Raw genomic sequence first — 18379 nt, 5'->3', positions numbered from 1 at the left:
AGGCCGCTTTGAGCGGCCTTTTTTATTTTGACGCGAGCCGGGATAGTGCCGGTTACTTCTTTTCAGCGAAAGCCTTGATGGCCTTGGCGATTTCGTTTCGGGCTGCTTCGGCGCTGTCGAAGCCGCCCAGTTCAACGACCTTACGGCCTTCCGGCAACTGCTTGTAGACGCGGAAGAAAGCTTCGAGACGCTGCTGTTCGATCTTCGGCAGATCGGTGATTTCCTTGATGTTGTCATAGGTCGGATCGATGTCCGTGGTCGGGACGGCGACGATCTTGTCGTCCTGGTCGCCACCATCGATCATCTTCAGGACGCCGATGGGACGAACCTTGATGATCGCGCCGGGAACAATCGGCTCACGCGTATAGATGAGCGCGTCGAGCGGATCGCCATCGCCAGCAAGCGTGCTGGTGATCGAGCCGTAATTGGCCGGATAGATGACAGGCATGGACTGGTAGCGATCGACGATGATGTGACCGGTCTTGTCATCGATTTCATATTTGGTGAAGCTGCCTTGCGGGATTTCGATGGCTGTGAAGAACTCCGTCCCGTCCTGTTCCTTCTGCGGATAATCGAGGAAGGAGACATATTCGGAAGCAGATGCGGCGGTGGCAGCGGTAAGCGCAAGAGCTGCGGCGAGCAGGAGCTTTTTCATGGGATGACCTTCGGGCTGGAGCATGTCTCCCGAAAGTGGGAACCGGTTTCGGAACAAGACATGCGTAAAAACAAAAGGCTGGAGCGGTTCCGACGAATCCATTTCAACTGGCCCGCTCTAGGGTGAAACACGCCCTCGTCCCTAAAGCCAATCCATTACAGTTGTTTGACGGTTTTATATTGCTTGGATGACAGTTTCCGCGAGGAACCGCCTGCGATATTCCGCCGGACTGATCCCGATCTTTTGACGGAAATGATGGCGAAGCGTGTGCGCGCTTCCAAAGCCGACTGAAGCAGCAACATCGTCAATGCTCGCCTGTCCCTGAGAGAGCAATTCCCTGGCAGCTGCAATACGCTCCATGGTGAGCCAGTCGCCGGGCGTGGCGCCGGTTGCCTCAGTAAAGCGCCGCAGGAATGTGCGTGGGCTCATCCGGCACGCAGCCGCCATGCGCTCGATTGTCCATTCCGCGGCAAGATCGGCACGCATCCTGTCCAGAACCGGGCTGATTGTGGTGCCTTCGCGCCTTGTGACCGGACGTTCGAGAAACTGTGCCTGTCCACCCGTGCGGTGAGCGGGCATGACCAGCCGCCGGGCAACGGAATTTGCGGCGGCGGCTCCGAAATCCTGTCGAACGATTTCGATGAGGAGGTCTATTCCGGCTGCGCTGCCGGCCGAAGTGAAGATGCGATCATGTTCGCGATAGAGCGACGCATCATCGACATCTATTGCGGGGTGTTTGTTACGCAGCGCGTCGGCATAGCGCCAGTGCGTGGTGGCGGTGCCACCGTCGAGCAGTCCCGTCGCAGCCAGGACGAAAGCCCCTGAACAGATGGAGGCGAGGCGCGCTCCGCGCTGGTGCGCGTGTCGCAGCCTTTCGCTGATGGCTTCCGGCACCGGAACGTCTGCACCTTTCCAGCCCGGAATAATGATGATGTCGGCCTCGTCAATGAGATAGGGACCGCCATCGGGCGTGATGACGAACCCGCCATGTGCACGCAACGGGCCGTCTTCAATCGGGCAACTGGCGAAGCGATACCATCCCGGTCCCATTTCCGGGCGGGGCAGGCCAAAGATTTCGGCGACTATGCCGAATTCAAAGGTGCAAAGCCGGTCATAGAGAAGCGCTACGACGAGTGGGCCTTTAAGGTCTGGTACCTGGTTTGTCATTATCTTTACGTATATTGTCAATCACGCCAATTGCAAGTGAATTGGAAAATGGGCGACAATCTTTCCGAAGACAAAGGAGATCGCCCATGGATAGTGTGACAAAGACCGACAGGAAATCAGCCGTAACTGCCATCCCGCCAGCGCCAGGCGCATTGGCACGTGATCATTTCGCAGCCGAATTCACATTCGAGACGGATTGCTGGGACGTGCACGATGCCTTGTCCAAAGGAGCCGATTTCGTGCTTCTCGACGTGCGTAGCCCTGTGCATTTTGCAGAGGCGCATATTCCGGGCGCAATCAATCTGCCGCACGGCAAGATTATCGCGTCCAAGATGGCGGAATGGTCGCAGGAAACGATTTTCGTCACTTATTGTGCAGGACCGCATTGCAATGGCGCGGCGCGTGGCGCCTTGCGGCTCGCCAATCTCGACCGGCCGGTCAAGATCATGGCGGGCGGGCTGACAGGCTGGATAGATGAAGGACTTGAACTCGCCAAAGGCGAGGGGGCTCAGTAACGCCCAAATAATTCTGCCGCAGAACGGTTGTCCGTCTGCGGCAGAAAGAACTTGTCAGCGTCGGTTTGGTGCCTTGTGACTTTAGGCGTGCGTTTCCTCGACATGGTTCAGCGCCTTCTGCTGCTTGTAGGCAGCGACCTTCACCGCAGCCTGCACCTTTTCAAACGCACGCACTTCGATCTGGCGCACGCGTTCGCGGCTGATACCGAACTCGCTGGAAAGGTCTTCCAGCGTCATCGGGTCGTCCGAGAGGCGGCGCGCCTCGAAAATGCGGCGTTCACGGTCATTCAGCGTATCCATCGCCTGTTCGAGCATGGAGCGGCGGTTTTCCAGCTCGTCCTGCTCGATCAGAACCTGCTCCTGGCTGCTGCTGTCATCGACCAGCCAGTCCTGCCATTCGCCGGATTCGCCTTCCGAAGCGCGTAGGGGCGCATTCAGCGACGCGTCACCGGACAGACGGCGGTTCATGGAAACCACTTCGTCTTCGCTGACCTTGAGCTTGGTTGCGATCTGCTTGACCTGATCCGGGTTAAGATCGCCATCATCGAGCGCCTGAATCTTGCTCTTCATCTTGCGCAGATTGAAGAACAGGCGCTTCTGATTGGCGGTCGTGCCCATCTTCACAAGGCTCCACGAGCGCAGGATATATTCCTGGATCGAGGCCTTGATCCACCACATGGCATAGGTGGCAAGACGGAAACCGCGTTCAGGTTCGAAACGCTTCACGGCCTGCATGAGGCCGACATTGCCTTCGGAAATTACTTCACCAATCGGCAGGCCGTAGCCGCGATAGCCCATGGCGATCTTGGCCACGAGACGCAGGTGGCTTGTCACCAGCCTGTGGGCGGCCTTGGGATCGGTATGTTCGTGGTAGCGCTTGGCCAGCATGTATTCTTCCTGCGGCTCAAGCATGGGAAAGCGACGAATTTCTTCCAGATAACGGGTAAGGCCACCGTCACCGGACGTGATGCTTGGGAGATTCATCTGGGCCATAGAGCACCCTCCTTTATAATTTCAGGTTCCCGTTTGGCGAACCTGTCGCGGGGGCTGCCTCCTGCACTTCCCTCTCGCGAGCCCTCATATATAGGCATGATTTTGGCGAAAACACGATCCTTTAACTCATGAAACAATCTGTCACTACAATGTGAACGCTTCTCAAGGCCAAAGGTTGCGTGGCTGGAGTATCTTCTGCATTTCCCGAAACACAGAAAATACCCTGTCTTTTTATTTTGCGCGCACCTTGTCCCGAAAACCGGTTCCCACTTTTCGGGATGCGCTTTGGTCTGAAATGAATTGTTTTTTGCGGCAAGAGAGCGGCTTTCACTGCAGCCGCGCCCCCGATTTTGATGATGGAAACAGCCTGTTGTTTATCAGCTATCCATCCTTTCGGCCAACCATGATAGTTGCCAGTATTATATAGAATGCTTCCGGAAATTTTCCAGAAGGTGCTCCATATCTTCCGGTACCGACGCTTCGAAACGCATCAGTTCCTCCGTGGCCGGATGGGTGAAGGCGAGCAGCCAGGCATGCAGTGCCTGCCGGTGGAAACCGCGCACGGCCTCTTTCAACGGTTCCGGCAGCTTGTTGGCCTTGGTCTTGTAGGCGCTGCCATAGTCCATGTCGCCGACAAGTGGATGGCCGATATGCGCCATGTGCACGCGGATCTGGTGGGTGCGACCGGTCTCAAGGCGGCATTCGACGAGCGAGGCCAGTGCGGTTGCATCTTCAAGGGGGGCGAATTTTTCGACCGTCACATAATGGGTGATGGCGTGTCGGGCATCCTCGCGCTCTTCATTGACCACGGCCTGCTTGGTGCGGTCGCGATGCGAGCGTCCAAGATGCGCATCGATGAAGCCCTGCGGGCGCTCTGTCATGCCCCAGACGAGTGCGAGATAGGCGCGTTCCAGATCGCCGGTGCGGCCATGGTCGGCAAATTGTTCGCTCAAATGCCGATGCGAACGGTCATTCTTGGCCACGACCATGACGCCGCTCGTGTCCTTGTCGAGACGATGAACGATGCCAGGGCGGCGAATTCCTCCGATGCCCGACAAGCTATCGCCACAATGATATATAAGGGCATTGACGAGTGTTCCCGTCCAGTTGCCGTTGCCTGGGTGAACGACAAGCCCGGCGGGTTTGTTGATCACGATGAGATCATCATCCTCGTAAAGAATATCGAGCGGTATGTTCTCGGCGATCGGTTCGGCTGGTTCCGGCTCAGGCAGTACGATGGCGATTGTCATGCCCTCGCGCAGCTTCTGCTTGGCTTCACGGGCGGGTGCGCCGTCGATGGTCACATGGCCATCGGCAATCAGGGACTGAACGCGGCTGCGCGAGAGTTCCGGCCCCAATGCTGCGGCCAGCCACTGGTCGAGACGCTTGCCTGTGGCATCGGAGTCGGTCGTAAGCTCTTTCACTCGTGTCTTTCCTTTAAGAGAATGGGCCTCTATGAGAGCGGGCGTGTTTTAACGAAATCGTCAGAACAGCTCTATCTCTTGGTTTTACCGCATTTATGCGGCGTCAAATGTTTCCATTTGGCTGCAAAATGCTCTATCACGCGGCACACGCCATAACATGGCGAAGTTCGAACCGGAGTCGTTGAATGCAGGATCCACACTATCCGAGATACCAGAATCATCAGGATTCAGGCTATCAGGACTATCAGCAGGGCTATTACCCGGAAGAACAGGCCGAGCCCCAGCTTGATCCAGCCATGGAACGTGTGCGCCGCAAAATGATCCGGCTTCTGGCCGTCTCCATCGGTGTCATGCTGATCGGTCTTATGGCCGTGCTTGTCGCCGTTGTCTACAAGATCAATCGCGCGCCGGAAACCTCGCCAGCGGAAGAAGCCCGTTCCGATATTCCCGGACAGGCCGCTCCCGCTCCGGTAAAGCCGGAACCGCCGAAGCTGATCGAATCACAGATCAACCTGACGCCGGGCACCCGTCTTCTCTCGCAAAGCCTTTCCGGCAATGAACTTTCGCTGGAAACCCTGCTGCCTGATGGCGGTACGGAACTCATCATCTATGATTATCGCGAGTCGCGCATCATCGGCCGCATCAAGCTCGGCAATGTCGAATAATACCAAGTCGCGTTGAGTTTGACTCACCGAGACTTGGTTAAGCCCGTGCGGCGATTGAGCATTTTCAGGGCGTGGATAGCGTTAGCATCTTAGCGCCCTGCTATGAAGCGGATAGAGGCTGATCAGGGCGGCATGATTGCCGCCTTGTTTGTTTCTCCCTTCGAGGATTGCACTTTTTCTCTTTGGCGATTATATCAGCGACATGGTTTAAGCGCCCATCGTCTAGCGGTCAGGACGGCGCCCTCTCACGGCGCAAACAGGGGTTCGATTCCCCTTGGGCGTACCATCACTTCTTCCGGAGACAGTATTTTACACTTTCGCGGATGCGCGTTAGGGTCGATCCCGACAAGAGATCAATCAGGCGCGGAGGAACGATGAGCGTTTCAATCAAGACCGGATCGGCGAACCTCATCTGTGATGGTATCGATAAAGGTGCGGTGGAATATAGCGTGGCTATTCCCGATGACGGCGTGGACCTCACAAAGCGCGGCAAGTTCTGGGGCAGCAAGGATGCAATATCCGACGCGATGGGGGCATCGACGGTCGGCCTCCAATCACACGAAGGCGACATCTATCCGGTAGCAGTCGAAGAGCTGGATCGCGACGGAGCAGCGCTCTTTACCGTGCTTGCTCCAGCCGACTGACAATCACTGGCAATGGCTCTGAATAAAGCGGGTACGCACCGTTTAGTGCGCAAGCGGGACTGGTGTTTTTCTGCTGTGGTGTCGCTGGCTTTTGGTGCTGCGACGGCACTCATATTCTTCTATATCGTGCTTTTCGGCGTCGGCGATGATGGATATCTTGTCATATTCAGCATCTATACTGCGCCTGTGGCGATAGTCTTCGGCCTTTGGGGTCTGTTTTATCGGCGCAGTTTTGTTGCGTTCATCGCCCTCTTCCTCTGTCTGTCCCCGCTCATCTATCTGAGCATTTTCTGATTTTTCCATGCCCTTCATTCGTGGATTTGGGAGAAGAGTTCCGCAATGGCGGAACTCTAAACAGGGGATCACTTCTTGCGGGGAGGCGGATCAAATTTAGTACATGCGTAATAGCCATTCTTGCATTTCACACACATGCCCATGTCACATTGCTTTGTGCAGTCAGAACCGCTGGTATAATAGCATTGGCCGGACTGCCCGGGTGCTATCAGCAGACTTGCGGTCTTGTATGGTGTCGGCAATTTCGTTTGGTTTTGAGTGATGCTGTCGTTGGATTGGGCCATCGCACCGAAAGACGTGAGAGCTGCAATTGCCATTCCAAAGAATAAGATTTTTGCTTTCATGAATTTCTCCATAGTTACCGGATAAGCGTATTTCACAATCCGAAACAGCGCATTCGCAATAGAACGGGAGACAAAAAGTAGCGCTAGATCACAGATGATTACATGAGCGTTTTGGCGGCGAAGTCTGGACGTTACATTCGAAAAATCTGCAATTATCCCGTGTTCGCGGGATATGAATGTTGCGTGTGCTGGTGATAAAGTTAATGCATGTGGAAAAATGGATCGAATATTTATCCTCAAATCCATAATGCTGTCCGGGTGAAAGGTATTCTTTCCGAACCTTTCTCGCCTAGAGATGTGCGCCGGGTTGCTCCAGGCTGGCCTTATTCCAGATACTTCTCGTTCCTTGCCGAAAACTGCACAGACAACCAACCGGAAGGCAACGCGCTTTTCGTGCGGGTGGGCAGGGGACAATACCATCTGAACGACAAGGCTGTCGGGTTCGATTTCGAACGGTTAGTGGATCTTAGTCACTAAAGTACATTCACAGGAATGGGTTGGGGAGATCGCGGTCGGTCCAGTTGCAAAAATTTGCAACTGGCGGTGCGACGGTGCATAATCGGGGCATGAGTGAATCATACAAGAAACCCGATTATGAACAGGAACTGCGCCAGGCAGGTGTCCGCATCACGCGGCCGCGCCGGATCATCCTGAACATATTGACCGAGACGGAAGATCATCCCGACGCGCTGGAGATTTTTCGCCGCGCGGTCGAGATCGACAGCAGCATCTCGCTTTCGACCGTTTATCGCACGATGAAGCTTCTCGAAGAACGCGGCGCCATCCACCGGCACGCCTTCGCCGGAGGGCCTTCGCGTTTCGAACAGGCGAGTGGCGCGCATCATGATCACATCATCGATATGGATTCCGGCGATGTGGTGGAATTCCGCTCCGACAAGATCGAAAAACTGCAGGAAGAGATCGCCCGATCGCTCGGTTACGAGATTGTGCATCACCGGCTGGAACTTTATTGCAAAAAAATACGAAACTGACGGAACCAAGTTTCTTCTGCGGCGTTAAGCGCGCATGAAGGTCGTGACCCCGCCCCCACAACGCGGCCTTCAGAGTTCGCCTCAACCTCCCCGCACGAGGCGAGCGGCGAGAATGCCGCGCTAACCGTCAAACGTTATGCAGCTGGCGTTCCGCAAATTCAGAGCAAGCCGCCGTGGTTCAGGCCCAGGTCTGACCATGGCGGCTTTTTTTTGTGGCTGTTGAGGAGCTACCGCCTGATCAGGCGTCGAACTGTTCGGTCGGGATGACGAGCGAATAAACGGCCCCGGTTCCGTCGATACGATAATCGGCGTGACCATTGACGGAGGCGGGGACGATGCGTTGCAGCACCGCGCTGCCGAAGCGCGGATCGTGCTCGAAAACCTCGGGCATCGCCGGATTGGTTTCTTCCCAGCGGAATTCCAGCCTGTCATCGCCGCTGGCGACATGGATGACCTTCGCCGAAATCTTTACCCGACCATAAGGGATCGAAAGACCGCCGAAGGAGGTCGCATTGACCACCAGCTCATGCAGCGCAAGACCGACATGCAGTGCGGCACCGGGGAAAAGATAGGGATTGTCGCCATCGATGCTCAGGCGTTCGTCGCTGACGTCGATATATTTTTCGACCTGTGAATGCACGAGATCGCGAAACAGTGCGCCGCGCCAGTTCGAATCGGTCACCAGATCCTGTGAATAGGATAGGGACTGGATGCGTCCGCGGAACTTCAACAGAAAGTCGTCGATGGAATCGGTGAAGCGTGCCGTCTGGCTGGCAATGCTTTGCACGATGGCCAGAAGGTTCTTGGAGCGATGGCTGACTTCACGCAAGAGGGTCTTCAGCACCTGCTCGCGTCGCTTCAGTTCGCTGATTTCAATAGCCGTGGTGACAAGGCCCAGTATATTGCCGTTATCGTCACGATCGCAGTCGATGTGAAATTCGATCCAGCGCAGCTTGTCGCCATCATTGATGGCGATCTCCACATTCTGCGCTTCGCCGGTATCCAGCGCCACGCGCTTCGCGCCGTCGAGTTTGTGCAAGGTGACGGAGAAAATGAAATCGCAGTCACTTCCACCGATTTTCCACTTTTCCTGCCAGTAGAGCGGGATGTTTTCCCCCCAGGAATAGATCAGATCGGGTGTCTGGTAGAGAACGCAGACATTGCTGTTGCGCACGGCCCTCAGCAAGGCCCGCAGCCGGGCTGCGTCAGGTTCCGTTTCTTGCAGGGTAACTTTTGCGCCAGCGGTCATGTCTGCCCCGATTATCCCGCAACCGAATTCAGAGCATTTCCAGCAAAAGTGCGAAGCGGTTTTGCGTAGGAGAATGCGACGAAACAAATATTTGGGTCGCGCATTGGCAAAGCGGCAAAAGCTCCGGAAAAGTTATGCGGAAATTTGCGTGCCATGGCATCCATTTCATCGACTGGTCGGCGGGTCCCGATCGAGTGATCGTCTTGTGATCCTTGAACTGGCCCGAATTCTGGAACCGATAAACCGCCGCATGACGTGATGCGGCGGCGAATTTCATTAAGAAGCAATATAGGCTGGTGAGTCAGAAGGTCAAAAACAGCCTTTGATTTTATATCTGTTACGCCTTGCGGATCGCCGAAGCGATGAGCGAAATAACGAGCAGAGCAAGGAACACGAAGAACAGAATCTGCGCTATACCGGCTGACGCACCAGCGATGCCGCCGAAACCGAGCGCACCTGCTACGAGTGCCACCACAAGAAATACGAGCGCATAATAAAGCATGTCCGGTCTCCTTTTTATTGTGTGAAGGAGAAACGACATCCAGGCCAGGTTGGTTCCGTGCTTCCGGGTAAATTAAGGCGCTCACAACTCTAAATACTCATGTCAGGACCTAAGGCGGTGTGATTTGGCGGTGTATTGAAGCGCCAACATTAAACTCCCGAAAGCTGCCGCCTTTCGGGAGTTTATGACCTTTGGATTTAAGCTGCGACCTGCGAGGCTTCTTCGAAGAAGAGTGCCTGGCTGATCAGCGCCTTCACCATATCCGGATTGAACGGCTTGGTGACGAGGAAGGTCGGTTCCGGGCGCTCGCCCGTCAGCAGACGTTCCGGGAAAGCGGTGATGAAAATGACCGGGATCGTGTCGTTCTGCAGGATTTCATTCACTGCATCGATGCCCGAGCTTCCATCGGCCAGCTGGATATCAGCCAGAACCATACGCGGCTTTTCCTGTTTGTAGAGCGCCAGGGCCTCATCCTTGGTGCGCGCAATGCCGACGACTTCATGGCCGAGACTTTCTACCATCTGCTCGATATCCATCGCGATCAGCGGTTCGTCCTCGATAATCATGATGCGCGTCGCCACCTGACGCGAAATCTCGGTCGATGCAGCCGAGAGAACACGGCTCAGTTCAACATCGTCCAGTTCGAGAATTTCGGCGGCTTCCTTGTCGGAAAAACCTTCCACCGCCACAAGCAGGAATGCCTGTCGCGGAAGGGGCGCGATATGCGAAAGATTTCTTGCAGCCTGCTGTTCCCATGCAAATTCCGATGCTGGTTCCGGTACGCGAACCGAGGCCGTCTTATAAAGATCGCAGAAAAGGCGATAGAGGCCGATCCGGTCGGACGAGGCGACCGGAAAAATGCTCACATCGGCAATCAGGGCTTCAAGGGCAGCCGCAACATAAGCGTCGCCGGAAGCCTGGGAGCCGGTAAGAGCACGAGAAAAACGACGGAGATAGGGAAGATGCGGCGCGATACGCGTCGATAACGTCATGGTATTGGAACTCCTCAACTGCCGCTTTCGTTCATCGAATGCACATTGGCGGACACGGTTCTAGAACCCTCCCGCCCATGCTTTGAGCGCAGCATTATGGTACTCTAAACGGGGCGTTTTGAAAAAAGTTCCGAGATTGGGAGATATATTAGGGAACTTTTTGGTAAGCCGCGCATTTCCCGGACAAGCAGGGGCTTAGATTAATAGGGTAGGGCATTTAGCCCGGAACGATCAAGATATGGCAGAAAAAGAGAACCTTCACATGAACGGAGCCGGGGTCAGGTCGTCTCGTCGCGTTCAGAAGGATATACTAGGACCAAATTGTGAAGTCGGATTGAAACTAAAGGCACTGTACACCTCGATACAGGATGAGACGATCCCGGATCGCTTCCTCGATCTTCTCCAAAAACTCGATCAGGCTGAACAGGAGAGTATGCGTGAACACAGCACCCGGTCCGTCGGTTGAGAGTAATGCACAGTTCAAGCGAGAGCTTCTGTCATCGCTGCCGAGCCTGCGCGCCTTTGCGGTGTCGCTGATTGGACAGCACGACAAGGCGGATGATCTCGTACAAGATACGATCATGAAAGCATGGGCCAAGCAGGAGTCCTTTGAAATGGGGACCAATATGAAGGCCTGGCTTTTCACCATCCTGCGCAATGAATTCTACACGCAGATGCGCAAGCGTGGCCGCGAAGTGCAGGACACGGATGGCGTGTTCAGCGAACAGCTCGCCGTGCATCCTTCGCAATATGGTACGCTTGATCTGCAGGATTTCCGCGCAGCATTAGAGCAATTGCCCGACGATCAGCGCGAAGCGATCATTCTGATCGGCGCTTCGGGCTTTGCCTATGAGGAAGCTGCGGAAATCTGCGGCTGTGCTGTCGGCACGATCAAGAGCCGTGTCAGCCGTGCTCGCACGCGCTTGCAGGAAATCCTCAAGATCGAAGGCGAAGGCGACTACGGTCCGGATGCCGATTCATCGCGGGCGACCTTGAGAAGCTTTGCATAACACTTGATCAATTGCCCCTCTTTCCCATGAAAGGGGGGCTTATCGCGCTAAAATCTCAAACCTTCGCCTGTTTTCGCCCACAACGATTGCTTTTTATCCTGCCACTTGTAGGTTAGCAGCTGCTGATATTTCCTGTCGGCAAAGTGATCGTTTGTTTGTGGGTTGCGTTCTTGCCATCAGCCTTGTTGCAAAAACTGCTTCAATCGTCATCGAAGCCGGTTGCGGTTATCGTTTCGCTCGGCCTTGTGCTGCTGTCGGCCATCATGACGTTGTTTCTGTCGTCCGGGGTCAATCATCAGGTCGTCGATATTTCCCGCAATTATGCCTTGCGCCAGCAGGTCGACAAGGTTGCGCGCCTTGCCAGCAATATCGAGATGAGCCGTCGCGGCTATCTTCTGACGCTGGATGAGACTTATCTCGATCTGTATCGCAACACGATTCTGAGCGTCGACAAGACGCTTGCCGACCTCGAAGCCCTGACAGATCAGAGCCCGCTGCAGGATGCGCGGGTTCAGCAGATCCGCGCGCTGGTCGAACGCGAACAGGAAGATGTGCGCGAGACGGTCAATCTTGCCCAGTCGGGTGATGTGGCGGCAGCGGTTGAAAAAGTGCGCGGCGATGAGGGCAAGGTGCTGATGGATCAGCTTGCCAATACAGTCACGCAATTCATCGATGCGGAAGAACAACAGCTTCTTGAACGCAACAAGCGGATCAACCGCATGCGCTACTGGATGACGGCGACGTCTATCGTGGCACTGGCTTCAGCTGCCATGCTGGCGCTTCTGCTGTTCAGCCGGGTTCAGCGCTATGCGCGGTCGATGTTCGAGGGGCAAACGGCGCTGCGTTCGGAAAAGCAATTGCTGGAACAGCGTGTACAGGAACGGACCGCCGAGCTTGAGCACGAGCGCCGCATCGCCGAGCGGGAGCGCCAGCGGGTCGAGCTTCTGCTGCAGGACACCAATCATCGCATCGGCAATTCATTGGCCACCGTTTCATCCCTGCTTGGCCTTCAGATGCGGCAGACGCGCAGCGAGGATGCTCGCGCGGCTCTCGCCGCCGCTCGCGATCGCGTCCAGACGGTATCGACAGCGCACCGGCGCTTGCGTCTCGGCGAGGATATGGAATCGGCCCGCGTCGACGATTTTCTCGGAACCGTCATAAACGATATCCGAACCGCTATCGGTCAGGATCGCAAGATCGAATTTTCGACCGATTTCGCGCCGCTTGATCTGAAGGCGCGCGATGTGACGACAATTGGCATCATTCTGGGCGAGCTTGTCACCAACGCGATCAAGCATGCTTTCAAGGGACGTCCGGAAGGACATATCCGGATCAGCCTGAAGCCGGGTGAAGATGCTATCCCGGTGCTGGTCGTGGAAGATGACGGTGTGGGCTTCGACAAGGACCAGCAGAAATCCGGCGAGAAGAACGGTCTCGGTACGCTGGTGATCGAACAGCTTTGCATGCAGTTCGGCGAAAAGCCCGTCTACTGCAAGACCGATGATGGTGTCGGAACCAGAGTGATTGTCCGCTTGTCGTCGCTAGTGGATTGAATTTGACGTTTGATGCCCGTCCGATACAAATCTCGTTTCAAACGTCAAACTCGAAAAATCCACCAGAATCATAAGATTACTAGTGATCTTTTTGATTCCGACATTTGCTCAGCGCTCATATCCGAGGAATGCAAATGTCGGAATCAGACCACTAGCCGAAGAAGGCGAAATGCCGGTTGGCAAATAAAGCTGGTGGTGAAGGCGGAAAACAAAAACGCCGGCTTGAAGCCGGCGTTTTTGCGTTTGCGTGAAGCTATCAGCTCTGCGGCGGGCGCTTTTTCTTGTCAGAAAGCAGCGAGACCAGAGCAATGCCTGCAAGCGGCAGGGCGGCGGCGAGTATGGGCCGTTTGAGGATGGCAGGCACGGTCGCGATTGCTGCGGCTGCTACCATCGCCGATTTGTCCGCTTCCATTTTCTGCTTGCGCTTTTTGGCCTCGGACGCAGCCTGAATTTTCAGGACTGCGAGAATGAGAAGCGCCACGATCAGCGACAATGCAGCCAGAATGAGAGCCGCCAGCGGCCCGCCATAGTTCTGCGCCAGCGCCAGAAAGGCGGCGACGCAGAAAAAGGTGATCGCGATGATTGCGAAGACGGCGATGGCCGCACCGAAAATCGCTGCACGTTTCGTTTGAGCCGCGACGAATTTCAGTTCTTCGCCTGCCATCGCAGACAATAGGGGCATGAGAGCTTTCAGCATGATCCGCCTCAGCGGCGCGAGAGCAGGGCCAGCAGATAGCCGACGCCGAGTGCAGTGGCGAGTGCGGCAATCGGGCGTTCGCGCACCGTTGCCGTCAGCTGGGCTTCAACATCCTGCGCCTTGTTGCGCAGATCATCGATGGCGTCCTCACCCTGAATATAAGCGCTCTTGTAGGTTTCCTTCGCGCTGCGTTTTGCGTCGCGGACGGTCTGCGAACCGAGATTGGCAAGTGTTGCCGCAATGGCAGCGATATCTTCCTTCAGCTGCTCGACCTGGGCCTGCAGGTCTTCAGTGCTGGCATCGGTCAGCGCTTCCTCGATCTTTTCTTCGATCTTGCTCGTTTTCGCGGATGCACGCGCCATATCAGCTCTCCTGTTCAGTCTCTGGTTATCGTTTGGATAACGTGCGGCTGGCTTAATGGTTGCATGCCAAGCCATCAGCGGCAACAAGACCAGCCGGTTGTTGCAAGTCATGGTAAATGGCAGGGTAAATGGCGGGAAAGTGCGGAAGCACTACAGATAATGCCTCCGCAAATATCGTGAAGCCTTACTCCGCTTCGCCATGAAGGATCGTGCCTTCCGGGTCCTTCTTGTAGGCTTCGTCCGAATAGGCGGACTGTGCCTGCAGCTGTTCCTTGGTGAACTGCGTGAAGACGTTCAGCTTGTCGTCCTTGCCGGTCGCAACGTCGAGATTGGCGATGGAAACGGCCACCGGCTTGGAATTGATGCCAAGGAAACCGCCCACGTCGACAACGAATGCCTCTGTCTGCCCGTCGGCGGTCATCAGGACATCGCCGACCGTTCCGATCTTCGTTTCATCCGCACCGAAAACCGTGGCTCCGATGAGCTTGTCCGCACTTAGTCCCTCGGAGGGAACCGGCTTCATGCCATCAGGCATGATCCTGTCCGCCTTCTGCGTGGTAATGGTCTTTTCGGCGGCTGGCGGTTCGGCGCGCGGTACGCCATCTGCTTCGAAAGCTGCGCTGCGGTCGAATGCCGGCGCCTTTTCGAGCTGTTCCTTGGTGGCGTCCACGATCAGCCAGCGCTTGCCGTCTTCACGAACCACCCATGACACGTGATCGAAGCCGATTGCGACATTCTTCTCCCCGACACCGAGAAAGCCGCCGACCCCGATCACCACCGCCTGCGGGCTGCCATCGGCACCGAGGATCATGTCATTGACCGTCCCGATATTCGCGGCATCGTTGGATGGGCCGTTATAGACCGCCTGTCCGATGAAGCCTGACACCAGAAGCTGGCCGGGGGATGCCACGAAATATCCGTTCTCGCTGGCAATCGGCTTTTCCTGTTTCTCGTCGGAGAAGATCGGTGAACCACCCTGGGCGAAGGCGGGCAAGGCAATCAGCGCGGCAAGAGCCGTCGAGGCGAGAAGTCTTTTCATGGAAACTCCTGTCGGTAATTAAGGCAAACCGAAGGCGAGAGGCAATCTCGCCGTCTACAGGAGAAAAAACGAGGGGAAACGGTTTCCGTTCCGCTCAAAATCTGTGTTATTCAAACGTCAAAATTGTGAAACCCACGTCTTTTCCGTGGCAAAAATGGGGCAAAAAACGCTTTTGAGTTGAATATTTCTGGCTCAAGCCAGCATCGGGCCAGTATCAGGCCAGTATCAGGTAAGCCGCACCGGCCAGCATGATAAAGGCCAGTCCCACATGTGATGGCTTCAGCGAACGCTGTTGTACCGGCAGCGGATCATCATTTCCTGCCATGGCAGTACGGGCCGCATGTTCAAGTGTCTGGATATCCTTGAGCATCATAGGCATGTCCTCCGGATTCCGGCTTGGCCGGAATTGCATTTCCTCCCGAGCACCCGGAATTTGTTCTTAAATCCAATCCTCAAGCGCTGCGGTTAACCATATCAGGTCTGATTTGGCACGAATGTGCAACTGGCAAAAAGCCGAGAGGCGAAAAATGTTCGCTAATCCTTGGATTGCAAGACGAAAATGCCCTTAAAATGAAAACATGACTTGCGCCATCATGTTATTGGGAGTTAAGAAGAGGCCCAACAAGCGGCGCGACGGCCTGCATGAGGGTTTAGTCATGTGCTCGCGGATTTGAACAATCAAAAGGCGATCAAAATGACTGGTTTCTGGCGAAAAGGCTTCATGGCTGCGGCGATGGGCATCGGCTTGCTGGGTGCGGCTTCTGCATTGGCCCAGGACGTAACCCCATCGACGAATGCCCCGGCCGCCCCCGCTGCAGAGGCGCCTTCCAGTTCCGCACCAGCCAATACAGCGCCTGTCGCTGCTCCGGCGCCTGCGAACGAACCGGGAGCGTCTGTCCCGGCAGCAACCACACCGGCTACGGCACCTTCGCCTGAACTGATCCAGTCCCAGACAGCTGCGCCTGCTGCTGCACCTGTCGAAAGCGAGAACGGTTTGATCCTCCCGCACGATCTTTCGCCATGGGGCATGTTCATGGCTGCCGACTGGGTCGTGAAGGCTGTGATGATTGGTCTCGCGATCGCTTCGCTTGCCACATGGACGGTCTGGGTCGCCAAGACGCTTGAACTGGCCGGTGCGCGCCGCCGTGCTACCAAGGCATTGAAAGTTATCGGTCATTCGGCAACGCTTGCCGAAGCAGTCCACGCGTTGGACGGTGCAAAGGGACCGGGTGCAGTTCTGGTCCGTGCTGCAGAAGATGAGGTGCGCTTGTCGGGTCCTGCGCTGGCGCGCGCCGGTGGCGAAGGCCTCAAGGAGCGTGTTTCCTCGCGCCTGTCGCGTATCGAGGCCAAGGCCGGACGCCGTCTTTCCAAGGGTACTGGCATTCTTGCGACCATCGGTTCGGTTGCACCGTTTGTCGGTCTGTTCGGCACGGTCTGGGGCATCATGAATTCGTTCATCAATATCAGCCAGGCGCAGACGACGAACCTCGCCGTCGTGGCGCCGGGTATTGCCGAAGCCTTGCTTGCAACCGCCATCGGTCTCGTCGCAGCTATCCCTGCTGTGGTTATCTACAATGTGTTCGCCCGTTCCATCACCGGCTACCGGTCGCTGCTGGCCGATGCTTCGGCAGGGGTCGAGCGCCTTGTCAGCCGCGATCTGGATTTCAGAACGGCCGGTGTGCGTGAAGGCACGCTGCACGCAGCGGAGTAGGCACCATGGCTGGTAAAGTTCGCGAAGGCGGCGGTGACGATCTCGAGCTGAACCACGAGATCAATGTGACGCCATTCATCGACGTCATGTTGGTTCTGCTCATCATTTTCATGGTGGCAGCGCCTCTGGCGACTGTGGATGTGAAGGTGGATCTGCCTGCCTCGACGGCAGCGCCTGCACCCCGTCCCGACAAGCCACTTTATGTGACCCTGAAGGACGATCTCAGCATCAGTGTCGGCAATGACACCGTTGCCCGCGAGCGCCTTGGTGTGGCGCTGGACGGTCTGTCCGAAAAAAACAAGGAAGCGCGTATCTTCCTGCGCGCTGACAAGAATGTCGGCTATGGCGAATTGATGCGTGTGATGAATCTTCTGCGGGAAGCCGGTTATCTGAAGATTGCACTGGTCGGTCTTGAAACCGTCGGTGCGGATCAGAGCGGAGCCGCACCTGCCAGTGTGCCTGCGCAACCGACCCCCACCTCGCAAACTCCCGCAGCGCAGGGAGCAGCGCAATGAACGCACTTCCGCCCGACCATCCTCCTGTAAAGGTGGCTTCGGCTGACATTCATCATCATTCCTTTTGGCATGATGCGGGGCGCTGGCTCGGTGCGGGTATTCTTGTTCTGACCGTTCATGCTGCCGGTGCCTATGCCATCCATATGGCGCAGGAGCAGGATCAGCCTGACGGTTCGCAGGTTGCCGCCATGGTGGTGGAACTTGCGCCGGAGCCGGAAGCGCCGATGGAAGAACAGGTTGCGGAAGAAGCCCAGCCGGAAACGGCTGAAGCACCGCAGGAACAGGCAGAGCCGGAACCGGCCCCGCAGCCAGAACCGGTGCAGGAAGAACCGACACCACCTGAACCGGAAGAGGTGAAACCGCCCGAGCCTGAGCCGGAACCACAGGCCGTTCAGGAACCGGAAGAAGTCATTCCGGATGTGGTCGAGGCAGAAAAGCCCGAAGTGGCTGTTCCGCTGCCGGTCGAAAAGCCGGAAGTGAAACCGGAACCCAAGCCGGAGCCGAAGCCAGAACCGAAAAAGGTTGAGAAGCCGAAACCGGAAAAGCCGAAGCAACCCAAGGTCGAGAAGCCCAAGCCCAAGAAGGCCGAGAAGGCGCCAGAAGCCCGTCAGGCTGCTGCGCCGCGCATGGATGCAGATGCGGGCGAGAAGGCTGCTGCGAACCGTCGTGGCGAGAATTCTGCGTCGGCGGGCGTCGCCTCCAACAAATGGCAGGCGAAGATGAATGCTCATATGGCGCGTAACACGCGTTTCATGCAGCGCAAGGCACGCAACGCCAAAGGACGCGTGGTCATCAACTTTGTGATTGATCCGTCTGGCAACGTGCTTTCGGTCAAGCTGGCCGGTTCGTCCGGTAATTCGGAGGTTGATCAGCTTGCACTTGAAGCAGCGCGTCGAGCTTCGCCTGTGCCTGCCCCGCCGGCAGCCATTGCCAAGGCGCGTATGCCAATCACCTTGCCGCTGCTGTTCAAGTAAGCAATGCAGAATGTGTTATCTGAAAGGCCGGTCTGAAAATCAGATCGGCCTTTATTTTGTCCATGGCAAACTATGGATCGCA

General features: G+C 56.2%; 24 protein-coding genes and 1 tRNA gene. 13 read left to right on the top strand and 12 right to left on the bottom strand.

All coding sequences use genetic code 11. The features are described 5' to 3' along the window. Positions 1 to 52: 52 nt before the first annotated feature. Positions 53 to 655: an inorganic diphosphatase gene (locus tag AAE521_RS18400; RefSeq protein WP_029929564.1), complete on the bottom strand. Its 603-nt coding sequence runs from the start codon at positions 653 to 655 to the stop codon at positions 53 to 55. 174 nt (positions 656 to 829) lie between these two features. After that, positions 830 to 1822, bottom strand: a complete 993-nt coding sequence (ftrA, locus tag AAE521_RS18395) for a transcriptional regulator FtrA (protein ID WP_342062105.1) — start codon at positions 1820 to 1822, stop codon at positions 830 to 832. Between the two features lie 86 nt (positions 1823 to 1908). On the opposite strand from ftrA, the gene AAE521_RS18390 reads away from it, so the two are divergent. Further along, entirely contained in the window at positions 1909 to 2337 is a 429-nt protein-coding gene (locus tag AAE521_RS18390; protein ID WP_342062104.1) for a rhodanese-like domain-containing protein, read from the top strand. An 81-nt stretch (positions 2338 to 2418) separates the two neighbouring features. Here AAE521_RS18390 and rpoH read toward each other — a convergent pair whose 3' ends face one another. After that, positions 2419 to 3330, bottom strand: coding sequence for an RNA polymerase sigma factor RpoH (rpoH, locus tag AAE521_RS18385; protein ID WP_071634164.1), 912 nt, complete (start codon positions 3328 to 3330; stop codon positions 2419 to 2421). A gap of 419 nt (positions 3331 to 3749) precedes the next feature. Then, a complete protein-coding gene (locus AAE521_RS18380; RefSeq protein ID WP_342062103.1) occupies positions 3750 to 4754 on the bottom strand; it encodes an RluA family pseudouridine synthase in 1005 nt (334 codons plus the stop codon). A 185-nt stretch (positions 4755 to 4939) separates the two neighbouring features. Between AAE521_RS18380 and AAE521_RS18375 the strand changes: the two genes are divergently transcribed. From AAE521_RS18375 to AAE521_RS18360, 4 genes are all read left to right on the top strand, one after another. Further along, on the top strand, positions 4940 to 5419 hold the full coding sequence (locus AAE521_RS18375) for a hypothetical protein (RefSeq protein ID WP_071634166.1): 480 nt from the start codon (positions 4940 to 4942) through the stop codon (positions 5417 to 5419). Positions 5420 to 5630: 211 nt separating this feature from the next. Beyond that, positions 5631 to 5705, top strand: a tRNA-Glu gene (locus tag AAE521_RS18370). Between the two features lie 88 nt (positions 5706 to 5793). Next, entirely contained in the window at positions 5794 to 6063 is a 270-nt protein-coding gene (locus AAE521_RS18365) for a hypothetical protein (RefSeq protein ID WP_010661352.1), read from the top strand. Between the two features lie 12 nt (positions 6064 to 6075). Further along, positions 6076 to 6357: a hypothetical protein gene (locus tag AAE521_RS18360; RefSeq protein ID WP_029929574.1), complete on the top strand. Its 282-nt coding sequence runs from the start codon at positions 6076 to 6078 to the stop codon at positions 6355 to 6357. Positions 6358 to 6425: 68 nt separating this feature from the next. On the opposite strand, the gene AAE521_RS18355 is transcribed toward AAE521_RS18360, so the two are convergent. After that, a complete protein-coding gene (locus tag AAE521_RS18355) occupies positions 6426 to 6701 on the bottom strand; it encodes a hypothetical protein (RefSeq protein ID WP_010661350.1) in 276 nt (91 codons plus the stop codon). A 207-nt stretch (positions 6702 to 6908) separates the two neighbouring features. On the opposite strand from AAE521_RS18355, the gene AAE521_RS18350 reads away from it, so the two are divergent. Both AAE521_RS18350 and AAE521_RS18345 read left to right on the top strand, forming a co-directional pair. Then, on the top strand, positions 6909 to 7178 hold the full coding sequence (locus AAE521_RS18350; RefSeq protein ID WP_071634167.1) for a hypothetical protein: 270 nt from the start codon (positions 6909 to 6911) through the stop codon (positions 7176 to 7178). Between the two features lie 89 nt (positions 7179 to 7267). Then, a complete protein-coding gene (locus AAE521_RS18345; protein ID WP_010661349.1) occupies positions 7268 to 7693 on the top strand; it encodes a ferric uptake regulation protein in 426 nt (141 codons plus the stop codon). 238 nt (positions 7694 to 7931) lie between these two features. Here AAE521_RS18345 and AAE521_RS18340 read toward each other — a convergent pair whose 3' ends face one another. From AAE521_RS18340 to AAE521_RS18330, 3 genes are all read right to left on the bottom strand, one after another. Next, entirely contained in the window at positions 7932 to 8942 is a 1011-nt protein-coding gene (locus AAE521_RS18340) for a sensor histidine kinase (protein WP_342062102.1), read from the bottom strand. A 337-nt stretch (positions 8943 to 9279) separates the two neighbouring features. Further along, positions 9280 to 9444 (bottom strand): DUF1328 domain-containing protein, encoded by a 165-nt coding sequence (locus AAE521_RS18335; RefSeq protein ID WP_006473348.1) that lies wholly within the window; start codon positions 9442 to 9444, stop codon positions 9280 to 9282. Between the two features lie 197 nt (positions 9445 to 9641). Beyond that, complete coding sequence (locus AAE521_RS18330; protein ID WP_342062101.1) at positions 9642 to 10436, bottom strand: response regulator; 795 nt, start codon at positions 10434 to 10436, stop codon at positions 9642 to 9644. Positions 10437 to 10674: 238 nt separating this feature from the next. Between AAE521_RS18330 and AAE521_RS18325 the strand changes: the two genes are divergently transcribed. From AAE521_RS18325 to AAE521_RS18315, 3 genes are all read left to right on the top strand, one after another. Continuing rightward, positions 10675 to 10902, top strand: a complete 228-nt coding sequence (locus tag AAE521_RS18325; RefSeq protein WP_012091358.1) for a NepR family anti-sigma factor — start codon at positions 10675 to 10677, stop codon at positions 10900 to 10902. Further along, a complete protein-coding gene (locus AAE521_RS18320; protein ID WP_010661345.1) occupies positions 10874 to 11446 on the top strand; it encodes an RNA polymerase sigma factor in 573 nt (190 codons plus the stop codon). The genes AAE521_RS18325 and AAE521_RS18320 overlap by 29 nt, the downstream gene beginning before the upstream one ends. Before the next feature lie 170 nt (positions 11447 to 11616). Then, the gene (locus AAE521_RS18315) at positions 11617 to 12999 is read left to right on the top strand and encodes a sensor histidine kinase (protein WP_029376267.1); all 1383 of its coding nucleotides are present in this window, start codon (positions 11617 to 11619) and stop codon (positions 12997 to 12999) included. 256 nt (positions 13000 to 13255) lie between these two features. On the opposite strand, the gene AAE521_RS18310 is transcribed toward AAE521_RS18315, so the two are convergent. The 4 genes from AAE521_RS18310 to AAE521_RS18295 form a co-directional block, all read right to left on the bottom strand. After that, positions 13256 to 13696 (bottom strand): phage holin family protein, encoded by a 441-nt coding sequence (locus tag AAE521_RS18310; RefSeq protein ID WP_071634168.1) that lies wholly within the window; start codon positions 13694 to 13696, stop codon positions 13256 to 13258. 8 nt (positions 13697 to 13704) lie between these two features. Then, positions 13705 to 14058 (bottom strand): ElaB/YgaM/YqjD family protein, encoded by a 354-nt coding sequence (locus AAE521_RS18305; RefSeq protein WP_010661342.1) that lies wholly within the window; start codon positions 14056 to 14058, stop codon positions 13705 to 13707. Between the two features lie 184 nt (positions 14059 to 14242). Next, the gene (locus AAE521_RS18300) at positions 14243 to 15097 is read right to left on the bottom strand and encodes a PRC-barrel domain-containing protein (RefSeq protein WP_010661341.1); all 855 of its coding nucleotides are present in this window, start codon (positions 15095 to 15097) and stop codon (positions 14243 to 14245) included. 214 nt (positions 15098 to 15311) lie between these two features. After that, complete coding sequence (locus AAE521_RS18295) at positions 15312 to 15470, bottom strand: hypothetical protein (protein ID WP_167375580.1); 159 nt, start codon at positions 15468 to 15470, stop codon at positions 15312 to 15314. Positions 15471 to 15791: 321 nt separating this feature from the next. Here AAE521_RS18295 and exbB point away from each other — a divergent pair, with 321 nt between their 5' ends. Genes exbB through AAE521_RS18280 form a run of 3 tightly spaced genes read left to right on the top strand, consistent with a single transcriptional unit; the run spans position 15792 to position 18297 of the window. Continuing rightward, positions 15792 to 16808: a tonB-system energizer ExbB gene (gene exbB, locus AAE521_RS18290; RefSeq protein ID WP_374865002.1), complete on the top strand. Its 1017-nt coding sequence runs from the start codon at positions 15792 to 15794 to the stop codon at positions 16806 to 16808. 5 nt (positions 16809 to 16813) lie between these two features. Next, on the top strand, positions 16814 to 17323 hold the full coding sequence (gene exbD, locus AAE521_RS18285; RefSeq protein ID WP_342062099.1) for a TonB system transport protein ExbD: 510 nt from the start codon (positions 16814 to 16816) through the stop codon (positions 17321 to 17323). Further along, a complete protein-coding gene (locus tag AAE521_RS18280; protein WP_342062098.1) occupies positions 17320 to 18297 on the top strand; it encodes an energy transducer TonB family protein in 978 nt (325 codons plus the stop codon). The genes exbD and AAE521_RS18280 overlap by 4 nt, the downstream gene beginning before the upstream one ends. The last annotated feature ends 82 nt before the right edge of the window (positions 18298 to 18379 follow it).

Origin of the sequence: Brucella cytisi, from assembly GCF_038433355.1 — a bacterium.
Lineage (GTDB): Bacteria > Pseudomonadota > Alphaproteobacteria > Rhizobiales > Rhizobiaceae > Brucella > Brucella cytisi.
This window is presented reverse-complemented; position numbering and strand designations above follow the sequence as displayed.